Here is a 21,010-nt window from a genome sequence, read left to right as displayed (position 1 = left end):
CCTCATTTCAAGAATGGTAGGAAAATAAATGTATCTACTATAACTTGAAACGAAGGTGAATTGAACCCCAAATATAAAGAAGGTGCCAATTTCTCGACACCTCCCATTAAGGTAGAGCTTTATTGAACTGTACTGAACGTGTCCATTATCGAAGTGTTACCCACTATGAAGTCTGTCGACCGTTTACCGCCGAAGTCGCCCTTGGAGCTGTCGAACACCATGCCGACATGACCAACTTTGTAGCTCAGCTTCGTATGCCCAGTGAAGCCCTTGCTGAAGAATTGATTCTTGTCGCCAGACACCTCAAGCCCTGGAATCTCCATCGGTATTTTGTCGACATACATATGGCTCGGCAATTCGAAGGTTGTTGTATAGACACGAATGACCAAGGTAGTCGTATCTTCTGCATACCATCCAGAACCAACTTTCAAATCATTCGAACCCCTCACTGCATTACCGAGGGTTGCAACAGCTTGCTCAGTAAGCTTATCACCGTTGCCGCTCTCGAAGGAACTGAAGATGTTATCGTTACCGAGAATATGCATCCGAGTGAGAGCGTCCTTCAATTCTTGCGGAAGGCTGTCTAAGTTTCGATTGCCATCAACCCCAACCAATTTGCCGCCGCGCACTTCCAATGTGTGTTCCTTGATAGCTTTACTCGACTCTGTTGCTGTCAGCTTGGCAGATTGACCACCATGCTCCTTATTGTCGATGACCAGTTTACCATTCGCATCGAAGGTTACTTGCCACCTACCAGTAGCCTCATCCTTGGTTGCATACTCGCTCAAGTATGTTTCATTGATGGCATCCGTACTATAAGCCGAGGATGGATTCCAAGCTTTCTTAAGTGCGGAAGAACCGATGTCGAGAGCAAAGGTCTTCAACTCCAATTCGCCCGTCACTTCAAAGTTCGTGGTTATCGCTGACCCCTTATAGATGACCTGCTTACCTCCAGCGTTCAGATTCTTCGCTAGGGCTTTTGCATTTGCATCGGTCGCCGTACTTGCGCCGACTACTTCTGGCTTGACCCCAACATTAACGAATTGAGCCAGATTGTAGCTCACTGGACGAATTTCTCTCAGCTTGTCGCCCGCGGCGAAGGCAACACTTGTGTTTCCTGACGCATCATCGTAGGCGTATAGAACCTCTGGATTCACTTTTAAGGTTTCTTTGCCTTGTTTGGCTTGCCAGAGCATACCGTTAGCTGAATCGGAAGCATCGGCAATCGCTTTTGGAGCCGAGCTATCTTTCGGAATGTAACGGTTAAAGCGGATGCTTGTTTCATAGTCTGCCGTCAGATACGACGGTGTTGCCGACCCCGACCAAGTATATGGAACATAATAACCACCATACTGCGTTGAAACCCAATTGTATCTCGTCTCGCTGTACGTATAGGAGGAATAAGGGCTTTTTACCCCATATTTAAAATCATGTGACTTCGATACAACTGGCTTATTCTCAGCTGCGCCTGTACTTGCTGAAGCGATCCTTCCATCAAATAAACTGAAATTGTTCAACCATGAAGCCAGTTTGATATTCGCTACCGAATTGTTATCTCGAACAGCTAACAGATCGCCAGCTAGATTGAACGATGCAGAAGGATTGTATACCGAGATGTTTTTGGTTGGTGTATCATTAAACAGTTTGGCTCGGCTTAATGCCCAAGGTGTATTACTCAAGTCTGGATCAACTAAGCTGAACAATGTGTTTCCAGAAGGACTAAGTTTAGGGTTCGTGAACGTGCTGATCGGTAAAGACAAATTGAACTTCGCTTTGTTGATGCCTTTATCTGAGATGTTATCCCAATACTTCGAAAGTCTCCATTGAGGAACATCGTAGTTCGAAGCGATTGGCTCAATTGAGTCCTCATTAGCTTTCACGAACAAAGTAAGCTTGGCATTTGAATAAGCATCTGAACCGTTATATTTGTTCTCCGTTACAGAACTGTTCGCAGGGTCATCTCCACCTAAATACTTATGCAGATCCATCGGAAGCGGAGTATCCCACCCAAGCTCAATTTCCCAAAGGTCTGAACCAGATGTAGGAATGGAAATTGTCCCTTCTTCTCCAGTTGCTCCTTTCGTAAGATGACGCTTATTGAGATTTTCTTTGTCCTTCATATCAATAAGTTCAAATTTGGCTCTTTCGTCTGGAAGAATGTCGTAGGTCTTGCCGTTATGCCCTACAGACATACCCCCTGCGATGAATACATCGCTTGCTGACTTCAAATCACCCAAATACTTCTGGCTTTCTTCTGACCATCCATTGACTGGAACCGTGAATGATTCTTTTGTCGGGTTACCGTTTTTGTCAACTAACGTTACGTTCAACTCAGCTGTAATTGCAGGCTTTTTCGCAGCTTCTCCGTCTCCGTAACCCCAAGGTTGATAACCCCAACCGCCGAATCCATTGACCGAAGCGTCCGATGACATCGGGATTGCCGAACTTACTGGCTTCAACGTTCTGGCGTAGAAGTCTCGGGCATATGTTCTGAACGTATTCGGGAGGTTGCCGTTCTCCTTGTATGGAGATTGGGAACCTTGCTCGGCAGAGGTAGCTCCACCTTTCGAGACAGCTTCAAATTCTCGATTTGCTGTTAACCCCTGCAGAACGGAATCGGTCGGACGAGCCTTTTGTCTTGTCCAGAGATACCAGTCCGTTGCATCGTGCATCGAGATAAAGGCATAGTCACGATCATATGCACTACGACTATCCTTGACCGAGATACCGATAACTGTTTGGGCGAAGAAGATCAGTTCATTCTTGTTGAACTTGTCACGCATCATTTGTTCGAAAGTGATGTAGTCCTCGCCTTTCAAGATTCCTTTTGACTTGATCAAGTCCAGATACCCCGAGAACATCAGACTGCCAATAACTTGGGCATCGAACTGCTCTCCTGCATCTTGGCTACCGTGACGGAGAATGTAGGCTTCGATCATCCCTTTCAAGGAATCACCAATCACCTTCACGTTACCTTCACCGGAAAGAGTACGGTTCGAATCGCTCGGAGCGATATTGTACAGCGTATCGGCAATGATTTGCTCGAAGTAGTTGATGTTGCTCGATTTGGCTATGGCTTTGTCGGCGTAATCCAAAGTACGCTTCATCAACTCGGCATGGCTCTGACCTTTAGGGCTGGCTGGATAGAGTGGGTTGTTTCCGTAAAGAGTCGATACTCCAGTTCCTCGCTCAAAGGTGATTAAGCCTGAGCCAGCTTTACGGAATAAGTTGTCCGAAGTCTTGCTTGGAGCCATGTAGAACAACAGGTCTTCATAATTGAACTTGAACGGATCTTCGAGATCAGCCTTCTTCGAGTCGGGATTCAGAACCCCCTTACCATCCGATTTTACCTTGTTCGGGATAAAACCAAACTGCAATACGGCGATCCGCTCGGAGGTTTGGAACGTACCTGCCGCAGTTGATGAATTAGCACCGCCCGATGCAGGTGGAGTACCTCCCACGTTTGCATCCGAAGAAGCTGCGTGAACCCCCGAAGGAGCAAAAAGCGGAGCTACCAATGCGACCGCCAGCATAATACTCAATGCCGAAATCTTAGGTGACGATTTTTTACGCTTTCTGTTGTAGAGAACAAAGCATCCTGCCGCTACACTCAATGACAGGATAAAACCAATTACTAAATAGACAATGTCATCACCTGTATGGGGTGTGCTTGCCGAACCACCAAATACGACTCCTGCGCCTAAAACGACTCTAGTGATCGGGGAGTTGGCGTCGATGGCTACTGTCTCTACTTTACCTGTATCGTTATCCTTAATCATAAACGATTCTCCCGGCGTTACCGCGAATGAGATTGGATTAGTGCCTTTGTATTGCTTGTCCGCAACCTTCTCAACGTTGATGACAGAGAAGTTGAATGATTTGCCGTCCTTACTAATTTCGAGGAGATGCTTCGGCTTAACGATGCCCCCGATGCCCCCTTTACCATCACTCAGGGTAACAAGGGCATCGGAATTGAACTTGACCTCGGCATACTTGGATGTGATCGATGCCTTGTATTTGCCGTCTGCGATGCCTTCGATCTCCGTAGTGTCCAGATTCGCAGAGAAAGTACTGGATACCCCATTCGGATCGGAAAGAGCAATATCGAATTCTGACCATGCTTTACTCAGGTCTGTATTGGCATCGGTCGTGAAGTTTACCTTCATAGTGCCGCTGGTTACCTGATTTTCAAATATGATCGGGAAAGTCAGGACGCTCTTCTGCGTGTTGGCTATAACTGTAGCAGGAAGCTCGATTTCGGCTTTGCCATTTGAACCGTCCTTGGCGACCTTACCTTCCGATGAAACGAGGAATTTCCAAGTTAGCTTGTTGCTGTCGAGCCATACCATACCACTGTCATCTGACTTGGCGGTTAAGGTTCCTTTGCCCTCCAAAAGCTTGATGTTGATTGGTAACTGCTTCAAAGGGGAACCTGATTCGGATTGGAGCTGCAGTCCAATCTTTTTCCCGTTGGTCTTAAGCGAAGCCTCGATGGGGTTAAGCTTCGTGGCGGTCAGGTATTGGAAAACCTTCTCGTCATTTACCCCTTCATAATAAACGAATGGCTCTATGCCGAATTTGAAGTGGGTGTTTACCTTCAAGCTGTATCCATTGAAATTGACCTCTTCGATGATACCGTCTGCACTTCTTAGGATTAGAGCAAACTGGTCGCCAAGCTTGTAGCCTGGGTGATTGAAAATCAGGCTATACTTGCCGTTACTGAAGTTCTGGCTGTTGCCTACAGCGCTGCTAATCAATTTGTCTTCGGCTACATTCCATAATTCCAAATTGAACTCGGGGATGTAGGTACCTTGATCAGAATCGTAATAAACTACAACGTGCAGACCATCTGTTACTGTTAGAGATGTGTTGTCGGCAGAGACTTTCGTTATAGTCTCTTCGGGTTGTGCGGTCTCATTGGGTTGAATGGACTGACTGGATAAATCATCGGTCACTTCTTCGGTCAGGGTGGCTTCATTGACTGAATTGACCGCTTCGGACTGTGTTCCTCCTTCTGTTCCAATTTCGCTCTGGACAACTTCGTTAGGCTCAACTTCACTCGCAAAGGCTGAAGCCGCGAATAACGAAAGAAGCAAGGCGAGGACTAACATGCTGGAAACTATCCTTCTCATCCTTCATTTCCTCCCTTTTGCTGTTCTTGTTTTGCTCAACTGTTTTGGATGACAGTCTTTTGCTTGTATCTATAAGTTAGATGTCCCGCCAACTCTTGAAATTGGGCTTAGGTCTTGAAAAATCTTCACAAAATTAAAAAGACGATGTCGTGGATGACATCGCCTCATACTGATCTTATTATCTGCTTATCACAGCTCCGAAAGTCGGCTGAGTATGGATTCCCCTATCTGGGTTTTCTTTCAGGAATTTTGAAATATCAGTACTAGTTCCTGCGTTAGAAAACGAGCCAGATATGATTGAATACCAATTACCGTCTATCTCAACGTACACCTGAGCATGATTTGGACTGGAGCCAATCATCGTGTTATAGCCCATCGCGTCAAATACTGCTGAAAACACCTGACTGTCAGAATCGCAATCTGTCATGCGAGGGGAACGTGCAAGGGCGTCGTAAGCGGATCTCGGAGAGCCATCTTTAGGGTCTGGTACCCCTCGTAATAAGTCATAGGCTATCGAAGCTATTGTGTCGACCTTTACGATCTCTTCTTTACTGACTCCAGCCTTTATTAAATCGCCAATTGAATTCTCTGCAGCATACAAGCCACGATTTCGGTCGGATCGATCCGATTTATCGCCTGACCATCTAGCTCCATCGAGGTATTCGTAATAGTACTTCTGATATACACCTCCAAAACCAGATTCGTCATAACCTTTTATCGCATTCTCAACAATTTTCATTACTTGATCGTACTCACTCTGGTTTCGACTAGCGTATGTGTGTTTACCGTGCTTTACAGAAATACCGTCAACTGCCTGTTGCTTACCCGAATCAGATGCTTTTGCACTTTCAATATAAGCTGTCATTGTTTTCGAGTCCCATTTAACTTCTCCCCCAAGGGCTTCGCTAACAAAGCGAAGTGGAACCATTGTCGCTCCATTAATGACTTCACCTTTAGCTGACAGTTGTACTGCTTTACCATTAACATAAGCTGTTGATTGCCCAATCGTGAGTTTAATGGTCGTGTTTCCTTTAGTTGCTGTAGCTGTTTGAGTTGGCTGATCCCATTTTACTTCCGCTTTTAACGCTTCAAATACCCCTCTCAAGGGAACAAGAGTATTTCCATTCTTTACGATTGCTGACTGCGGGAAGTTTTGCTTAACACCATCGATGTAGACTGTTACCTCGTCCTTGACTGTTGAAGCGATCTTTACCTCGTTCTTTTGACCAACTGGCGCTAAATTAACATTATTCCGGTTGGACTTCATTCCAAGCATTTCCTGCATTCGATACAATCTTTCAGGAGCATCATTCTCGCGAAGGGTAGACAATCCATCAGCTCCATGAGCCGTAAACACTTTTTCAGTTTCGGCAAGAGCAGTTTTCAGAGGGCTTCTCAACTTCCCTTTGCCCTTGAAAATATTCCCTTCAAATAACCTGTCCTCAATCAAGGTTAATTGATCCATGATCTTGGTCAATCTCTCTATCGTCCATCCCTCTTCCTTAATCGCTTTAACCGCCATGTTGAGATTGGCTATTAATGTCGCCTCATCTTCGAAATTGACTTGGACTTGTTGCGCGGCGATGGTTGGAGGGATGGAGGGAGTCGGTGCTGCAAGAGCCGAAATCCCCCCTGAAGCTATACCAGCAAGAAATGCTGCGCTTATTATCATACCTTTGATGACAAAACTGAAAGTCCGTTTAGAGCTGCCCTTAGTGTATACGGTCGATGAGTAGATCTTGGTATCCTCATTTACATAAGGTGGCATTGGTCGTTCCTCCTTTACGTTTGGTTTTTCCTTTACATGTACTATAAATTTGCTTGGAGAACTTGTCCTGAAATTCAGTGAATTTTCAATAGCATAAATTGAACAATCATCCATAAGCTCATGTACCGATTAGCTAAGTCAATTTTATTCGACAAGGTCATACTGCCAGTTCAAGGTCAGCGTCTAGTTCGCTTTGTCCCTTGGCGATATCTTGGGTCCTGAGTTTGCTGTTGCTGTTGCCATTGCCACTGACTTTGCCTTTGTTGTTGAATTGGCATTTTCCCTTGAAGGTGTTTTGGTACTTGAGTTTGTTTATGTCCTTGGCGATTTCTTAGTTCCTGATAGGCTTTATAACCTGCAAGACCTGCGAAAACGATCCCCCAAGGACCGAGTAAACTCGCTGCCAACGTTACCCCTTTAAAGGCTAGTGTCCATCCTACCGCACTTCCCATGACTCTTACCGGCTTTGAATCCCAAACACGTTCCATGTGAGAGGACGAAACCACATTTACCCCAAGACCGAATGCATTTCTCAACTTTTCCGTTAACGTGAATCCGCCGCGACCACGATTGTCATACTCCTTAGCCGTCTCCTCATCTGCAATTAACTCTCCACCGATATACAGCTCACTGAGATAACGGAAACGATCGAATAGCTTGAACCATGACTTTCTCTGACTCCAACCAATTTCGCGTCTCACACGACCCTCTGCAAGCCGGGCATTATCAATTCGAAGACAAACTAAATTTTTGAACCTAAAGATGTTTTTGAAATGGAATAGCTCTACGACATTTCCCTTCTCAACTTGAACTCTTATTGCATAAGGCATAGATTTCAATACTTCTTGTGAGAACCTCGGTCTAAATGCAACATCGTTGATGATAAGACCATTACCAGTGACTTCAAAGCTTTCAATCCTTTTCAAATCTCCAACCATTTGCTTAATCTGCTTCATAAGCATATCCGACATCATTCTGAATGCCGTCATAGATGAGATCGGATTGAGGTTCTCCCGATTCTCAACTTTGAATACTTCAAATGGATTTACCTCGGGATCAATCTGAGCATCATATGTTGCTGAAAAAGCATTTTGTTCTCTTGGTGGGATGTATGGGTCATGGACTACGGGATTAAGATTTACACGTCGAGCATTCTTCGATTGCAAGACGTTGTCTGGTTCTTCTCGTCTTTCGGGTAAAATCGTCCTACTATATGTTTTCTCGAGTGGGCGATTCTGCTCAACTACGTTGGACGTGGTTGGGCTCTTTTTAACAAAATCGGCTTCATACACATTCAATGCATCATCAAGTACGTCCGATGTGTCATTGTTATTTCCGCTCAATACACGTTCGGTGTAATATTCAAATTCCTTTTGTGAGATAACCCCTAAATTACGAAGGGTTACATACACAATGTTATTGGGCTTACCTAATGTAACTTCAAATGCATCAAAATAACCTTCAGCTAAAGCTAATCTTACGATTTTGTCCAATTCTTGCATGCCGCTAAGTGAAGAATTTAAGTCTCTGATTGCGTCCAGACGTTCATCCTTCGAAACAAACAAACTCTTAACCAAATCCGTTTTCCCTTTCGGTCCCGCGTAAAATACCCCCTGGCTCAGGATTGGACTCGGATTATCGAGGGTACCATGCTTCTTCTCATAGCCTTGAACCGCTTGATTCTGAGTGACCCCGAAATACTCATAGCGCTCGTCTGCCATCTTGCCGAAGATATTGTAGTTATAGTTGCTTCGCTCATCACTGGCGATTAGCGTCTTACTCGGATCTTGACCACCTAATAACCAGTGGAAGCCGCTTGTTCTGGTCAACCTTGCTAAAATCAATCCTTTGTAAACACTCTGCGGAATTGCAGGATCACCTTTGATGCTTGCATAAAGAGAATTCAGCTCATCGACCAAAAAGAAGATGCGCGGAAGCCTTGTGATTCCCTTGTAATTGTGATTGCCTTTATTAAACTCGATAATGTCAGAACAGCCTGTCTCCTTGAGAATAACCTGAATCGTTTGATAAACCACTCTGGCAAAAAGGATACCCCCGATATAAGCATTGACCTTAAAGGGAATATTCTCGACTACTCTTTCCCCTCGCTTGATGTCGCCCCATTTCAATTCTGCAGAGTTAAGGACTTCTCCATCAAAACCGTAAAACGGTACTCCTAAGCTGTTAAACACCTTCCTCCAAATCGGAACCCATTCTTCCTTTTGGTCGATCAAAACCACAGCGCCGTTACCTTCAACCCCCTGTAAGGCAACTGATTGCACCAATAAGCTGTCATACATTGCGGTCTTACCTGAACCGGCTCCTCCACCTACAATACCGCTCACATTGTATTTTCCTGAACAGTCAAATCGTTCGGCTTTCAAAGCTCCTGGCATGACGCCGACAACGATCTTCTCACCTAAAGACAAATCATCGAATGAAGCAAAGGCGTTCTGTTCGCCCTGACAAGCTCTAATGTAATCCCGCAAAGACCAATTTGCGTTTCGGAATGCCAGTAAGTCCTTGGATAAAACCATTTCGATACAATCGTAGGCTGCCGTAACTTTCCTCGTTGAGCCTAAGTTACAGACTCTCGGTTGTTTCATTAAGGAACTGGAGTAGACGGTTCCCGCTGAAGGATTCATGTTGCTGAATAATAACGGGATAGCGTCCAATTCGCTGGACTTTCTCGAGAAATCAAAATTGGTGACTCCTACTGGTAGCTTTATCAGAACTGTAAATGAAATATCGTCTTCTTTGATGAATACTCGGAACATCAAATCTTCGTCCAGAGTGTACGTTGCTGCGTTCCAGATATCGACTCCTTTTGGATTAACTCCTTTGGACTCCAAAAGGGATTGATTGACCATGTACACTTTATCCTTGAAGCCAAGACTACTTACTGGTGACTCAGAATAGAACAGCTTGATTAAGCCAATCAGAGTGTCATGAATACCCGTCTTCCCGGCTACTGACGTCTTATTATCTTTTGGGAAGAAACCTTTTGCCGCAAGCTCTTTGATATAGGTTTGCTTATCCTGTGTTGGCTCAGTGGCTATTTCAGAAACAACCGATGAGTTTCCTGTTCCGACAGTGTTCAAGGCTTTCAATACCCCAAGCAAATCTGAAATGACTTCAAAATCACCCTTCTCTACGGAGCGGCGCTCTACTGCAACTGATCTTACAAAGTCGGTGATCGGAAAGACTTCGTTTTCAAAATAAACCGTAGAGTCACAAACTTGTTGGGTAACTCCTTGAAACTGCTTCGTATCGATTGACTTCGCCTTTACTTTATTCTCGATTGCGTTCCAAACAACTAATGACATTGCAACTGTAAGAAGCTCCTGTAAATATGGACGATTCTTTGAATGATCTACATTGTCCACTAACTTAGCCAAAGTCGGATATAGCTCACATACCAATGCTTTGTACTTGCCATCTTCATTGCTGAAAGAAAGGATTATATCGTTGTTCAAATCTTTCTTCAAGGCTAGTGGCAGTAATGCCCTTTCCATTAGAAGGTGTCGCAATTGACTTGAATCAAGTCCAGTTAGAGTTGCAAAGTCCTGTGCCATTGCCGCTAGAGCGTTCAAGCTTATCTCGGTAGGCGCGGCGGCATCTTCATCATCCATGTCCATAAGATACTCCTCGATCCATTCTGGTTCACTCAACTGTATCCCTCCGTTCTTTTAGTTTGCATTGTTTAAAAATTGTTCTTACTTAATATGTTTTTGGTTGACTTTCAGGTGTTGAAGTATCGAGAATTTTCATGTCCCTAAAAATTCTTTTTGAAGAAATAATCACTCGCAGTATGTTAAGTGCAAAAAAAATCAAGACAGCTTGAGGATTTAAGCTGCCTTGATTGTGTATTTCAATTTTCACTTTTCTGGAGTTCACCATATTTCATTATTACTTCTTGCTTTCTTTTGTAATGATCCATACCCCATATATCCCTGCATATAAAACCAAATCGACTTTCAGATGAATACCCTATTGGCTCTAGGAATTCAAGTGCCTTTACAGTTCCGCTATTGATTGACTTACGTTTGACCATATTCATTAAAATGTCAGCGACACTAAGATCAGAAGGTTTGATCTCAGAAAGATCATCATCTCGAAAGGTAATTTGCTTTTTGCCTAAAAGTGAAACTCTCTCATTCTGATGCCTCCAGTGAAATGTATCAATTATTTCTACATAAGGGTTGAACCAAATTAATAATCCTGTTCCTTTAGGAAAGAAAGCGATACCCTCTTCCTCCATATGTGTATAAATGATTTCTCCTTGGCTCCAGTAGCCCGTAATATTTGTCACAATTCTCATTCCTCCAAATTACGTCCGGTTATCGTTTTTAATACATTAGCTTGAATGAGGTCGATTTGAAAAGAAAAACCTTAAATAAAAAAAAAGCAAAGCCCCACACTTAGTGTGAAGCCTTGCCAGTGATGTAGAAGGGAGTCACCCTACGAATTCCTCGATACATTCTGCAGATCTTTATTAACGTTACCCACTTTCGAAGGATGGTAAAAAGCCATCGAAAATACCTATAATATTAGACATTCACCCTAATCCTACTCTTGCTTCTTCAATCCGCTTATCGTAACAGTCATCGCATAATGTTGTCCAGTAATGCACTCTCCGCTGAATGCTACTCTCAATACCACATCCCTCGCATATCTTTACCGAAATCTCTTGATACTTAACTATCAGTTCATTGACTTCGGGAAGTGCATCGTGAATATAAACTCTCAACTCTCCGAATTTTTGTTTGATTTGCCCAACAGTTAGTTTGATCTTGATTCCATTATTTTTATAGACTTCTTCTATTTCAGTGAACATGTCCCAGAGGATTTGATACCAGCCGTCCCCACATTCAAAAGTATATTGTGTCCAAGGACTCATGGTGTCAGATTTGTCTGGTATCGACCAAGGGAAGCGAGTGAACAACTTTTCTTTTAGCTCGAGCTTCATTGGAAATCACCGTCCTTCTGATGTTCTCTTAAACGCGTTAGTTCAGTTTCAACATAAGGTCGCATTTCGTGGTCGACCAACCCCCACGCCATAAAATATAAGTATTGTAAAGTTGTTGTGTATTCTAGCGTACTTGTTTAAATCGTACAAGTGTATCCAAATCCGAATTTCAAATTCTCTACAAAATAAAACACAGCTTATGGATTTCTCCTTTAGCTTTTTAAATGTGCTAACATTTTGTCCTTCAGATGAAACCCAAGTATATAAGGTCGAATACCACGAAAAAGGTGCTAAAAATTTTAGCACCTTCCGTTAGAAAAACTCTATTTTTCTTGAAATGGACTAATACCAAATTTCAGGAGCATTTGGTACAACAGGTTTAAGGGTAGCCCCATTATACTGAAAAAATCACCCTCAATTTTTTCAATAAAAACAGCGCCCAACCCCTGTGCCCCGTAACTTCCTGCCTTATCGAGTGGCTCACCAGTTTTTACATAAGCTTCGATTTCCGCGTCACTCATAGGTCTAAACGTTACTTTACTGACAGTATGTCCCACAATTACCTCTGGCTGTCCGCTTGGCGACTGAGATAATACACGATACTGACCAATGTCTCCAAGGTGCATTGTGGTGTCGTAGTCCCCTGCCTTGTCGCTCGGCTCGCCGCTCTTGATATAAGCCTTAATCTGGGCATCCGATAGTTCTTTCATCGTGACCAGGGTCATGCGGTGGCGAACCTGCGTTTGTCCGTTTGCCGCATCGATACAGGCGATCCCCGTGTATACCTGATGGGTTCTGCCCTGTAATGATTTCAGCATCCGAAAGGCGTCTTCATCATCCGCAGGTTTGCCAAGTACCTCATCCCCCAGGACAACGATGGTATCGCTGCCGACAACGACAGCATCCTCCCCTGGATCAGCAATCTCGGCATATACAGCCTGCGCTTTGCGAAGCGAAAGCTCTTCTACAATATGTTCAGGAGACCACTCCTTAGGAGTATGTTCATCTACATGACTTGGATGAATCTCATACGGTATATGTAGAGAAGCAATCAGTTCCTGCCTTCTGGGTGAGGTCGACGCAAGTACTATACGGCGCGAAGTGTTTGATTTCAATGAAAGGATCTCCTTCTCTGTTAGTTACAGCCTGCGATACAGCCACACGGAGATAATGACGCCGATCAAACTAAGCAGGCTCAATTTCATTTGAATGGTGATATTGTAGCTGATAATGTCCAAATTAGCTTGTGGTGACCACTTAATCATCGTTGATGCGGTCAGAAAAGAAAGGGCTTGAACAGGTTCCAGGGCCTTTGCGATCCAGGCTCCTGCCAGCCAGCCAAGCAGCAAAAATAAGAGCAGTATTCCTACGTTCTTCTTCATCCTTCTCTTCCCTCGCCATAATTTGACACCCAATTTATTATACGTTTATTTGGACATCAATACAAACAGAAATCCGGCATGGGGAACTATTTCCAGTTCCTTGCCGGAAGCGTTTGGCATACTATGCTTTTTCCAGTACACTAATTAATTCTTTTTGCTGCATGACATATTTCATCATACTGGATTGAACTTCCCACAGCAGTCCCTTGGATGCGTTCCGATTGTATTCCGTTACCGCGGAAATTGCGCTGTTCATCGTTTGCTCAAGCTGCAAGGCAAGCTTCTCCCCATCCGCCCCAAGCCCGGTCTGAAGCGATTTTATCGCTTCCATCCAGCGGCTGTGGAGATCGGTGACCGCTGCCGTCTGATCCGAAGTCAGAGCAGCCGGTTTCTCCTGCCCAAGCAGCGTGACGGAAAGTTTGCAAAGCGTTGAAACAAACTCGGAGCTCACAGCAAAATATTGGTTAACGACCTTCGCTTCCCCGCCAAATTTCAATTCGTTTGCCGCAGGCAACGAAATTTCCCTGACGTACAGATCCATTCCCCTGGCGGCCTTCAGTTGGCTGCTGAGAAGTTTGGCCTGCTCGCGGTCAGGCGAGATGCCGGCATACACCCTGTTTTCCTGATCCGGATCGCTTTCTGCGGCTATACCGTACTGCTGGAGCTCCTTTTTAGCCTGAGCGACCCGCTCTTTGCTGCTAAATACGCCATATTGAAGCACATAATACGACTGTCCCTGGATTTGCACGGCAACAGGCGCCGCCTTGTCGACTGTTGCCTTCTGGATCGCAGCCGGGTTTTCCGCGCCGGGCTTTACCGGTAACAAAGAAGCTCCTGTGCCGTCCTTGAAGAAGGAGAGCAAAACCAGCCCGAACAACGCTCCCGTCACCACGGCGCCAGTGACGGTTCCAATGATCTTCCACAGTGAGACGGGACGTCTCGGACGGTAGGTCACGTCTCCAAGCTGCGGATACACCATATCCGCAATATTTCGCCAAGGCTCTCCCTGATCCGAGACTCCGTTGTCGTACCGCCAGTACTCTTCCCCGTCCTCCCGCCTGTTTTCCTCTTCCATCCGGCCTGTCTGCTGCTTGGGCAATATCTCGTTTAATGTAACATCCTGGTTCAAAGGCTCAGCGCCCGGATCCGAGGATTCTGACCGGATCTGTATCGCGCTTGGCATCTCATGCCGGTGATTCCAGGCATCATTTCCCCCATCCCGTGCAAGGTCCCCGCGGGAATCTAAGCAGCTGTCCTTATGCTCCAGCCTTTGAAATCCTCTTGTTCCCTCATCGGACATTATCGGAGCGGTTTTATGTTCCTCCTGCACAACTTCAACCTGACGGGCGCTATCCTCATTAAAACGAAAAGTCATTCTCGCTTTATTCACGGCCATACACCTCACCCATGTCTCATTACAGAGTATATATGACAGATTGTCCAAAGTTATGCCGCCTGAAAAAAACCAAAAAGGCTGTTTCATTATGCGGCCAAGCCCCACAATGAAACAGCCCTATCCTTTAAGGCGAAACAATCCTATGTAAGCAGCCGTGCCCCTGCAGGGGCTATAGCTCCTTCGCCAGTTGGTAGCCGACCTTCCAAATGTCCCCGGCTCCCATCGTAATCACCAAAGTACCCGGCTCGAGTTTTTGCTGCAGATCGTTCAGCACATCTTCCTTCGTCGGAAGATATCTGGCGCTGGCGTTGCTGTTCTTAACGATCAACTCTACCAGCTTGGAAGAACTTACGCCCTCGATCTGCTTCTCGCCTGTCGGCGAATAGATATCCGTGATGATTACTTCATCCGCTTCGCCAAACGCGCGGCTGAAGGCATCCAGCAAGAAGAAAGTGCGGGTATACCGCTGCGGCTGGAATACGGCAACAATGCGTTTGCCCGTCGCTTTGGCTGCTTGAATCGTTGCTTCGATCTCCGTCGGATGATGGGCGTAGTCGTCGATAATGAGAATATCGTTCTTCTCGCCGAGCACCTGAAAGCGGCGCTTGGCCCCATGAAACTTGGAAATCGCTTTGGCGATTTGCTCAAACGGAATGCCTGCTTTAAGGCATGAAATGATGGTAGCCATCGCATTGGATACATTATGTCGTCCCGGCACAGGAAGCTCAACAGTTCCGAGGGGAACATTATTATGCTTCATCGTGAAGGTGACATGACGGTCGCCGAGAACAATTTCATCGGCCGTATATTCCGCATCGGCTTCAATGCCGTATGTGACCACCTGGCAGTGAATGCCCGGAATGATCGAGCGGATATTGGCATCATCCGCACATACAACTGCTGTTCCATCCTCACGGATCTGATTCAGAAACTGAACATACGCTTTCTTCAGTTTTCCAAAATCCCCGTCGTAATTTTCCAGGTGATCGGCTTCGATATTGGTCACAACGCCGATCCAAGGATGGTACTGCAAGAACGAGCCATCGCTTTCATCGGCTTCGGCTACGACGAATTCGCCTTTGCCGGCCTTGGCATTCGTGCCCACATTCATAATCTCCCCGCCGATGATATACGTCGGGTCAACTCCGCATTCCTCCATGACCAATGCGATCATGGAGGACGTCGTCGTTTTGCCGTGCGCTCCGGCAACGGCCACGCCTTTTCTTTCGTTCAACAATCTTGCCAGCATCTGTGAACGGTGCAGAATCGGAATGTTAAGGTGTTCCGCTTCCACCCGCTCCACATTATCCTTGGACAAAGCTGTCGAGTACACGACCAAATCCGCTCCATGCACCTGTTCGGCCGTATGTCCGATATAAATTTTGGCGCCTTTGGCAGCCAACTTTTCCGTTAATTCCTGGGAAGCCACATCCGAACCTGTGACCTTGTATCCCATTTCAAGCATAACCCGTGCAATGGCGCTCATCCCGTAGCCACCAATACCGATAAAATGAACATGTTCAGAATTCAACAGATTTTCACCAACCTTTTTCAGAATCGGTTTGACCCAGCAAAGCGGCCCGCACATCCGAGATTAGATACAGCGTGCCGGATACCACCGCCAAATCCTCCGCTTCTGTCCGTGACTTAAGTAGTTCTAGTGCGTTTTTCCAATCCGGTTCTACGATGATCTGCAAACCTGGTTTGCCGTAGGAATGCTTCTGCCCCTCCGCAATTTCATGCAGCTCGGCGGCATCCATTTTTCTCCGGAAGTCCGGCTCGGTCAGGATAAGCGTATCCACTATAGGAAGTATATGCTTCAAATAGGATTCATGATGCTTATTCGACAGCATTCCCATCATCAAATTTAAGTGTTTATGCGGATAATGCCGTTCAATGCTTTTCCGCAAGGATTCCGCGCCCTCCGGATTATGGGCTCCATCCAGCACGATGCGCGGCGGACCGGATATTTCCTCCATCCGTCCGGCCCATGCCGTTTCACGGAATCCTTTCAAAATATCTTCTTCTTCCATGACAAAAGCCATGTACTGGCGCAAAACCTCCAGAGCCATCAGGGCCCCGGATGCATTGGCGATTTGATGCTCCCCTTTCATGCTGATCTCAATATCATACTCACGGAAGGGTCCGGTAAAATGGAAGGATTGATATGAACCTTGCTCGCCCGTATATTCATAATTGAATGTTTCTCCTGCCAAATACAGGGTCGAACGGCATTCCTCCGCTTTTTTCCGCAGAACTTCAACTGCTTCAGGCTGCTGAACGCAGCTTACCACAGGCACACCTGGTTTGATGATCCCCGCCTTCTCAAAAGCAATTTGTTCTACGGTATCGCCAAGAATGTCGGTATGGTCCATACCTACATTGGTAATGACCGAGACCACTGGATATACAATATTGGTTACATCCAGCCTTCCCCCAAGCCCCGTCTCCCATACGACAATATCCGGCACGCATTCCTCAGCAAAATAAAGAATCGCGAGCGCCGTCGAAACTTCGAACATCGTCGGGGATCCGAGCTCGGTCGCTGAAATAGCCTGCACAATCGGGTAAAGGCGGTTCGTAAGAGCAAGCAAGGTCTCCTCGGGAATATCCTCGCCGTTATATTGAAACCGGTTCGTGAATTTGGTGATGTAGGGGGAAGTGAACGTTCCCACCGTATAACCGTTTTGCAGCAGGACCCGTGTCAGGAACGCGCAGGTCGAACCTTTGCCGTTCGTCCCCGCCACATGAATGAATTTCAGCCGCTGGTGTGGATTTCCCAGCATTTCCATCATTTTTTCAATTCTTGACATGCCGGGGCGGATTCCGAAAGGAATCAGCCCGTTAATCCAGTCTGCAGCTTCCGTATAGGTGTGCAGATGCGCAGAAGCTTCAAATTGATCTCCCATTTCCCATTCACCTTCTGAATATATTTGGTCCAGGTAGGCGCGATCAAAAAAAATTGTGAATCAGATTTGCACGAAAAATACTCGTCATTGCAAGATTCAGGCAAATCGAATGGTCTATTATTTTTTTGATCGCGCCTTATTGCAAGCTCCCCGGTCAATCGTAACTGCTCAATTTCAGCCCTTCAGCTCTTCGATCCGCGCTATCACCTTGCTCCGTTTTTCGGAGTAATCGGCCATCTTGGCTTTTTCTTCTTCGATGACCTTCGCAGGCGCTTTGGACACGAAGCCTTGGTTACCGAGTTTCTTCTCAACGCGCTCCACTTCGCTGGTCAGGTGCGCGAGCTCCTTTTCAAGACGGGCAATTTCCTGGTCGATATCGATCAGCCCCGCAAGCGGCAAATAAAGCTCGGCTCCGGTTACGACCGCAGTCATCGCTTTATCCGGTGCCTCAAGTGCAACTCCAGCAACAAAGCTCGACGTGTTGCAGAAGCGCTGAACGTAAATTTCATTGCGGTTCACGATTTGCAGTACCTGATCATCCCCGGCGCTGAGCATAAGTTCGACCTTTTTGCTCATTGGTACGTTCACTTCGGCCCGAATGTTGCGTACGGCGCGGATCATATCCATGAGCAAGGACATTTCGCGCGCAGCGTCGGCATTTTCAAGAGCCGGATCATACGTAGGCCAAGCGGCCAGCGTGATCGTCTCGCCCTGATGCGGAAGATGCTGCCAAATCTCCTCGGAGATAAACGGCATAAACGGATGGATCATGCGCAGTGTGCGGTCAAGCACATAAGCAAGTACCGATTTCGTCGTTTTCTTCGCCGCTTCGTCTTCCCCGTACAGCGACAGTTTTGAAAACTCGATATACCAGTCGCAAAGATCATCCCAGATGAAGTTATAAAGCAAACGACCGGTTTCCCCAAATTCATAGGCATCTATTAGACGCGTAATGTCGCGGGAAGTTTCGTTCAGTCGGTGCAGAATCCAGCGGTCAGCCGTGCTCAGTTCACCGCTTATGTCAATGTCGTCATATGCGAATCCTTCGAGATTCATGAGCGCAAAACGCGAAGCATTCCAAATTTTGTTAGCAAAATTCCGGGCCTGCTCTACCCGCTCCCAGCGGAAACGCAGATCCTGCCCGGGCGTGCTGCTGGTTGAAATCATATAGCGCATCGCGTCCGCACCGTATTTCTCGATAACATCGAGCGGATCGACCCCGTTGCCAAGCGACTTCGACATCTTTTTGCCTTCCGGATCGCGTACCAAGCCATGCATCAGAACATCCTTGAATGGAATTTCCCCGGTAAACTCAAGAGCGGTAAAAATCATCCGCGCAACCCAGAAATAAATGATGTCATATCCGGTCACAAGCACATCCGTCGGATAATAACGTTTCAAATCTTCGGTTTGGTCAGGCCAGCCAAGCGTCGAGAACGGCCACAATCCGGAGCTGAACCATGTATCCAGCACGTCTTCGTCCTGATGAAGTTCGGCCGAACCGCATTTGGAGCATTTCGTTACCTCATCTTGGGCAACATGAATCTCCCCGCAGGATTCGCAATACCATGCCGGAATGCGGTGTCCCCACCAGAGCTGACGGGAAATACACCAGTCGCGTACGTTTTCGATCCAATTCAAATACGTTTTTTCGAAGCGTTCAGGCACGAAGTTGACGCCTTTGCCCGCTTTCTGAGCGGCAATCGCTGCTTCAGCCAGCGGCTGCATTTTGACGAACCACTGCGTGGACAGATAAGGTTCTACAACTGCGCCTGTGCGCTCGCTGTGTCCCACCTGGTGCAGATGGTCTTCAATCCGAATCAGAACGCCTTGCTCCTTCAGGTCCTTAACAATTTGCTTGCGGCAATCGCTGCGGTCGAGCCCCTCGTATTTGCCAGCATGCTCATTCATCGTGCCGGTCTCATCCATCACGGTAATTTGCGGGAGATCATGGCGCAGTCCTACCTCAAAGTCGTTCGGATCATGCGCAGGCGTAATCTTCACAGCCCCGCTTCCGAATTCTTTGTCGACGTATTCGTCGGCAATAATCGGAATTTCGCGCCCAACAATCGGCAGCACGAGCATTTTTCCGATCATATCTTTATAGCGTTCGTCTTTCGGGTGAACGGCAACCGCGGTATCGCCCAGCATCGTTTCCGGACGTGTGGTCGCAACCGTGATATGTCCGCTACCATCCTTCAGCGGATAGGAGAGATGATACAGATGTCCTTGAACTTCTTTGTATTCAACCTCGATATCGGACAACGCCGTACGGGCAGCCGGATCCCAGTTGATAATACGTTTGCCGCGGTAGATGAGCCCTTTTTGGTGCAGCTTAACAAAAACTTCGCGCACCGCCTTGGACAGCCCTTCATCCAGCGTAAACCGTTCTCGCGAATAATCGAGAGAAAAGCCCATTTTCGCCCATTGATCATGAATGGTTTCCGCGTATTTCTCCTTCCACTCCCATACCTTATCCACGAACTTCTCGCGGCCCAGGTCATAGCGGGAGATCCCTTCTTCACGAAGCTTCTGCTCCACTTTCGTTTGCGTGGCGATGCCCGCATGGTCCGAACCCGGAAGCCATAACGCATCGTACCCTTGCATCCGCTTGGTGCGGATCAGGATATCCTGCAGCGTAAAATCGAGCGCATGCCCGATGTGCAGCATTCCCGTTACGTTCGGCGGCGGGATAACGATCGTGTAAGGCTCCGCGTCCTTACGCTGTCCCGCCTTGAAAAACTCGCCGTCGATCCAGTATTTGTACCATTTCTCTTCGGCCGCCTTCGGATCATATGTCGTTGGCATCTCCGTCGTTAATTTGTTGTCCTGTTCCGTCATACTTGCACTCCTCCATTACAAAATCATCTTTTTTCAGGGTTTGACAAAAAACCTTGGTCAAAGACAAAAAAGCCTTTCGTCCTCAAAGGACGAAAGGCTGTTCTTTCGCGGTACCACCTTTGTTTCGCGTTATAACAGGGCAAATACGCTTGGGTAGCAAGCGGCAAGCTGCCCTTCTGGGGCAGTGACCTTAATTGTACGCGACACTTCATGCAGATAACGGCTGCAGCCGGCCAGCTCTAACCCGCCGTAAAACGGGATCAAGCAGACAACTCCCGGGCGACTTCGGTTGAAACAGCATCCTGCGGAATCTCACAGCGCAGCAATTCCACTCTCTGAAGGGCATGTCATCCTACTATTCCCGATCATCGTTCTTGACAAAATATATAAACATCATAACTTGGTTCAAGGCTTTAGTCAACATAGGGCTTAAGCTTCGCGGCCCTAGCCGCTCTTTGGAATTTATTATTAACATATGCGCCAATCTTAAACCGTGGTTCCGGGATACCAGCCAAAATAACTCCACAAAGAGTATCGGAAGGAAGTACGACGCCTCTTGCAGAGGAGGGCTTTTGCGAAGCAAAAGTGCTGAGTGACGTATAGCCTTCGAAGC

General features: G+C 46.6%; 11 protein-coding genes and 1 other annotated feature. All 11 genes read right to left on the bottom strand.

What is annotated here, in order from left to right; translation table 11 throughout:
* Positions 1–119 precede the first annotated feature (119 nt).
* The 11 genes from L6442_RS08285 to L6442_RS08235 all read right to left on the bottom strand — a co-directional run bounded on the left by L6442_RS08285 (position 120) and on the right by L6442_RS08235 (position 20,397).
* The gene (locus tag L6442_RS08285; RefSeq protein ID WP_212980071.1) at positions 120–5,132 is read right to left on the bottom strand and encodes a hypothetical protein; all 5,013 of its coding nucleotides are present in this window, start codon (positions 5,130–5,132) and stop codon (positions 120–122) included.
* Between the two features lie 178 nt (positions 5,133–5,310).
* A complete protein-coding gene (locus tag L6442_RS08280) occupies positions 5,311–6,900 on the bottom strand; it encodes a stalk domain-containing protein (RefSeq protein ID WP_237100268.1) in 1,590 nt (529 codons plus the stop codon).
* Between the two features lie 176 nt (positions 6,901–7,076).
* Positions 7,077–10,571 (bottom strand): hypothetical protein, encoded by a 3,495-nt coding sequence (locus tag L6442_RS08275; RefSeq protein WP_210088651.1) that lies wholly within the window; start codon positions 10,569–10,571, stop codon positions 7,077–7,079.
* A 200-nt stretch (positions 10,572–10,771) separates the two neighbouring features.
* On the bottom strand, positions 10,772–11,212 hold the full coding sequence (locus tag L6442_RS08270; RefSeq protein WP_210088652.1) for a hypothetical protein: 441 nt from the start codon (positions 11,210–11,212) through the stop codon (positions 10,772–10,774).
* A 246-nt stretch (positions 11,213–11,458) separates the two neighbouring features.
* Positions 11,459–11,869 carry a hypothetical protein gene (locus tag L6442_RS08265; RefSeq protein ID WP_120463246.1) on the bottom strand — a complete coding sequence of 137 codons (411 nt, stop codon included), beginning with the start codon at positions 11,867–11,869 and terminating at the stop codon, positions 11,459–11,461.
* A 323-nt stretch (positions 11,870–12,192) separates the two neighbouring features.
* A complete protein-coding gene (locus tag L6442_RS08260; protein ID WP_212980073.1) occupies positions 12,193–12,984 on the bottom strand; it encodes a Maf family protein in 792 nt (263 codons plus the stop codon).
* A gap of 24 nt (positions 12,985–13,008) precedes the next feature.
* Positions 13,009–13,251: a DUF4321 domain-containing protein gene (locus L6442_RS08255; protein WP_194235224.1), complete on the bottom strand. Its 243-nt coding sequence runs from the start codon at positions 13,249–13,251 to the stop codon at positions 13,009–13,011.
* A 121-nt stretch (positions 13,252–13,372) separates the two neighbouring features.
* Entirely contained in the window at positions 13,373–14,641 is a 1,269-nt protein-coding gene (locus L6442_RS08250; protein WP_212980074.1) for an SPOR domain-containing protein, read from the bottom strand.
* Between the two features lie 175 nt (positions 14,642–14,816).
* Entirely contained in the window at positions 14,817–16,181 is a 1,365-nt protein-coding gene (murC, locus tag L6442_RS08245) for a UDP-N-acetylmuramate--L-alanine ligase (RefSeq protein WP_212980084.1), read from the bottom strand.
* Between the two features lie 4 nt (positions 16,182–16,185).
* Positions 16,186–17,556 carry a bifunctional folylpolyglutamate synthase/dihydrofolate synthase gene (locus L6442_RS08240; protein WP_212980075.1) on the bottom strand — a complete coding sequence of 457 codons (1,371 nt, stop codon included), beginning with the start codon at positions 17,554–17,556 and terminating at the stop codon, positions 16,186–16,188.
* 174 nt (positions 17,557–17,730) lie between these two features.
* The gene (locus L6442_RS08235; protein ID WP_212980076.1) at positions 17,731–20,397 is read right to left on the bottom strand and encodes a valine--tRNA ligase; all 2,667 of its coding nucleotides are present in this window, start codon (positions 20,395–20,397) and stop codon (positions 17,731–17,733) included.
* Between the two features lie 82 nt (positions 20,398–20,479).
* Positions 20,480–20,775, bottom strand: a binding site (T-box leader).
* Between the last annotated feature and the right edge of the window lie 235 nt (positions 20,776–21,010).

The sequence above is a fragment of the Paenibacillus azoreducens genome (assembly GCF_021654775.1).
Taxonomy (GTDB): Bacteria; Bacillota; Bacilli; order Paenibacillales; family Paenibacillaceae; genus Paenibacillus_AQ; species Paenibacillus_AQ azoreducens.
This window is presented reverse-complemented; position numbering and strand designations above follow the sequence as displayed.

Coding starts and splice junctions, on each gene's coding strand:
- L6442_RS08235 (WP_212980076.1), bottom strand. CDS start 20,397: ATGACGGAACAGGACAACAAATTAACGACGGAGATGCCAACGACATAT.
- L6442_RS08285 (WP_212980071.1), bottom strand. CDS start 5,132: ATGAGAAGGATAGTTTCCAGCATGTTAGTCCTCGCCTTGCTTCTTTCG.
- L6442_RS08255 (WP_194235224.1), bottom strand. CDS start 13,251: ATGAAGAAGAACGTAGGAATACTGCTCTTATTTTTGCTGCTTGGCTGG.
- L6442_RS08240 (WP_212980075.1), bottom strand. CDS start 17,556: ATGGGAGATCAATTTGAAGCTTCTGCGCATCTGCACACCTATACGGAA.
- L6442_RS08265 (WP_120463246.1), bottom strand. CDS start 11,869: ATGAAGCTCGAGCTAAAAGAAAAGTTGTTCACTCGCTTCCCTTGGTCG.
- L6442_RS08280 (WP_237100268.1), bottom strand. CDS start 6,900: ATGCCACCTTATGTAAATGAGGATACCAAGATCTACTCATCGACCGTA.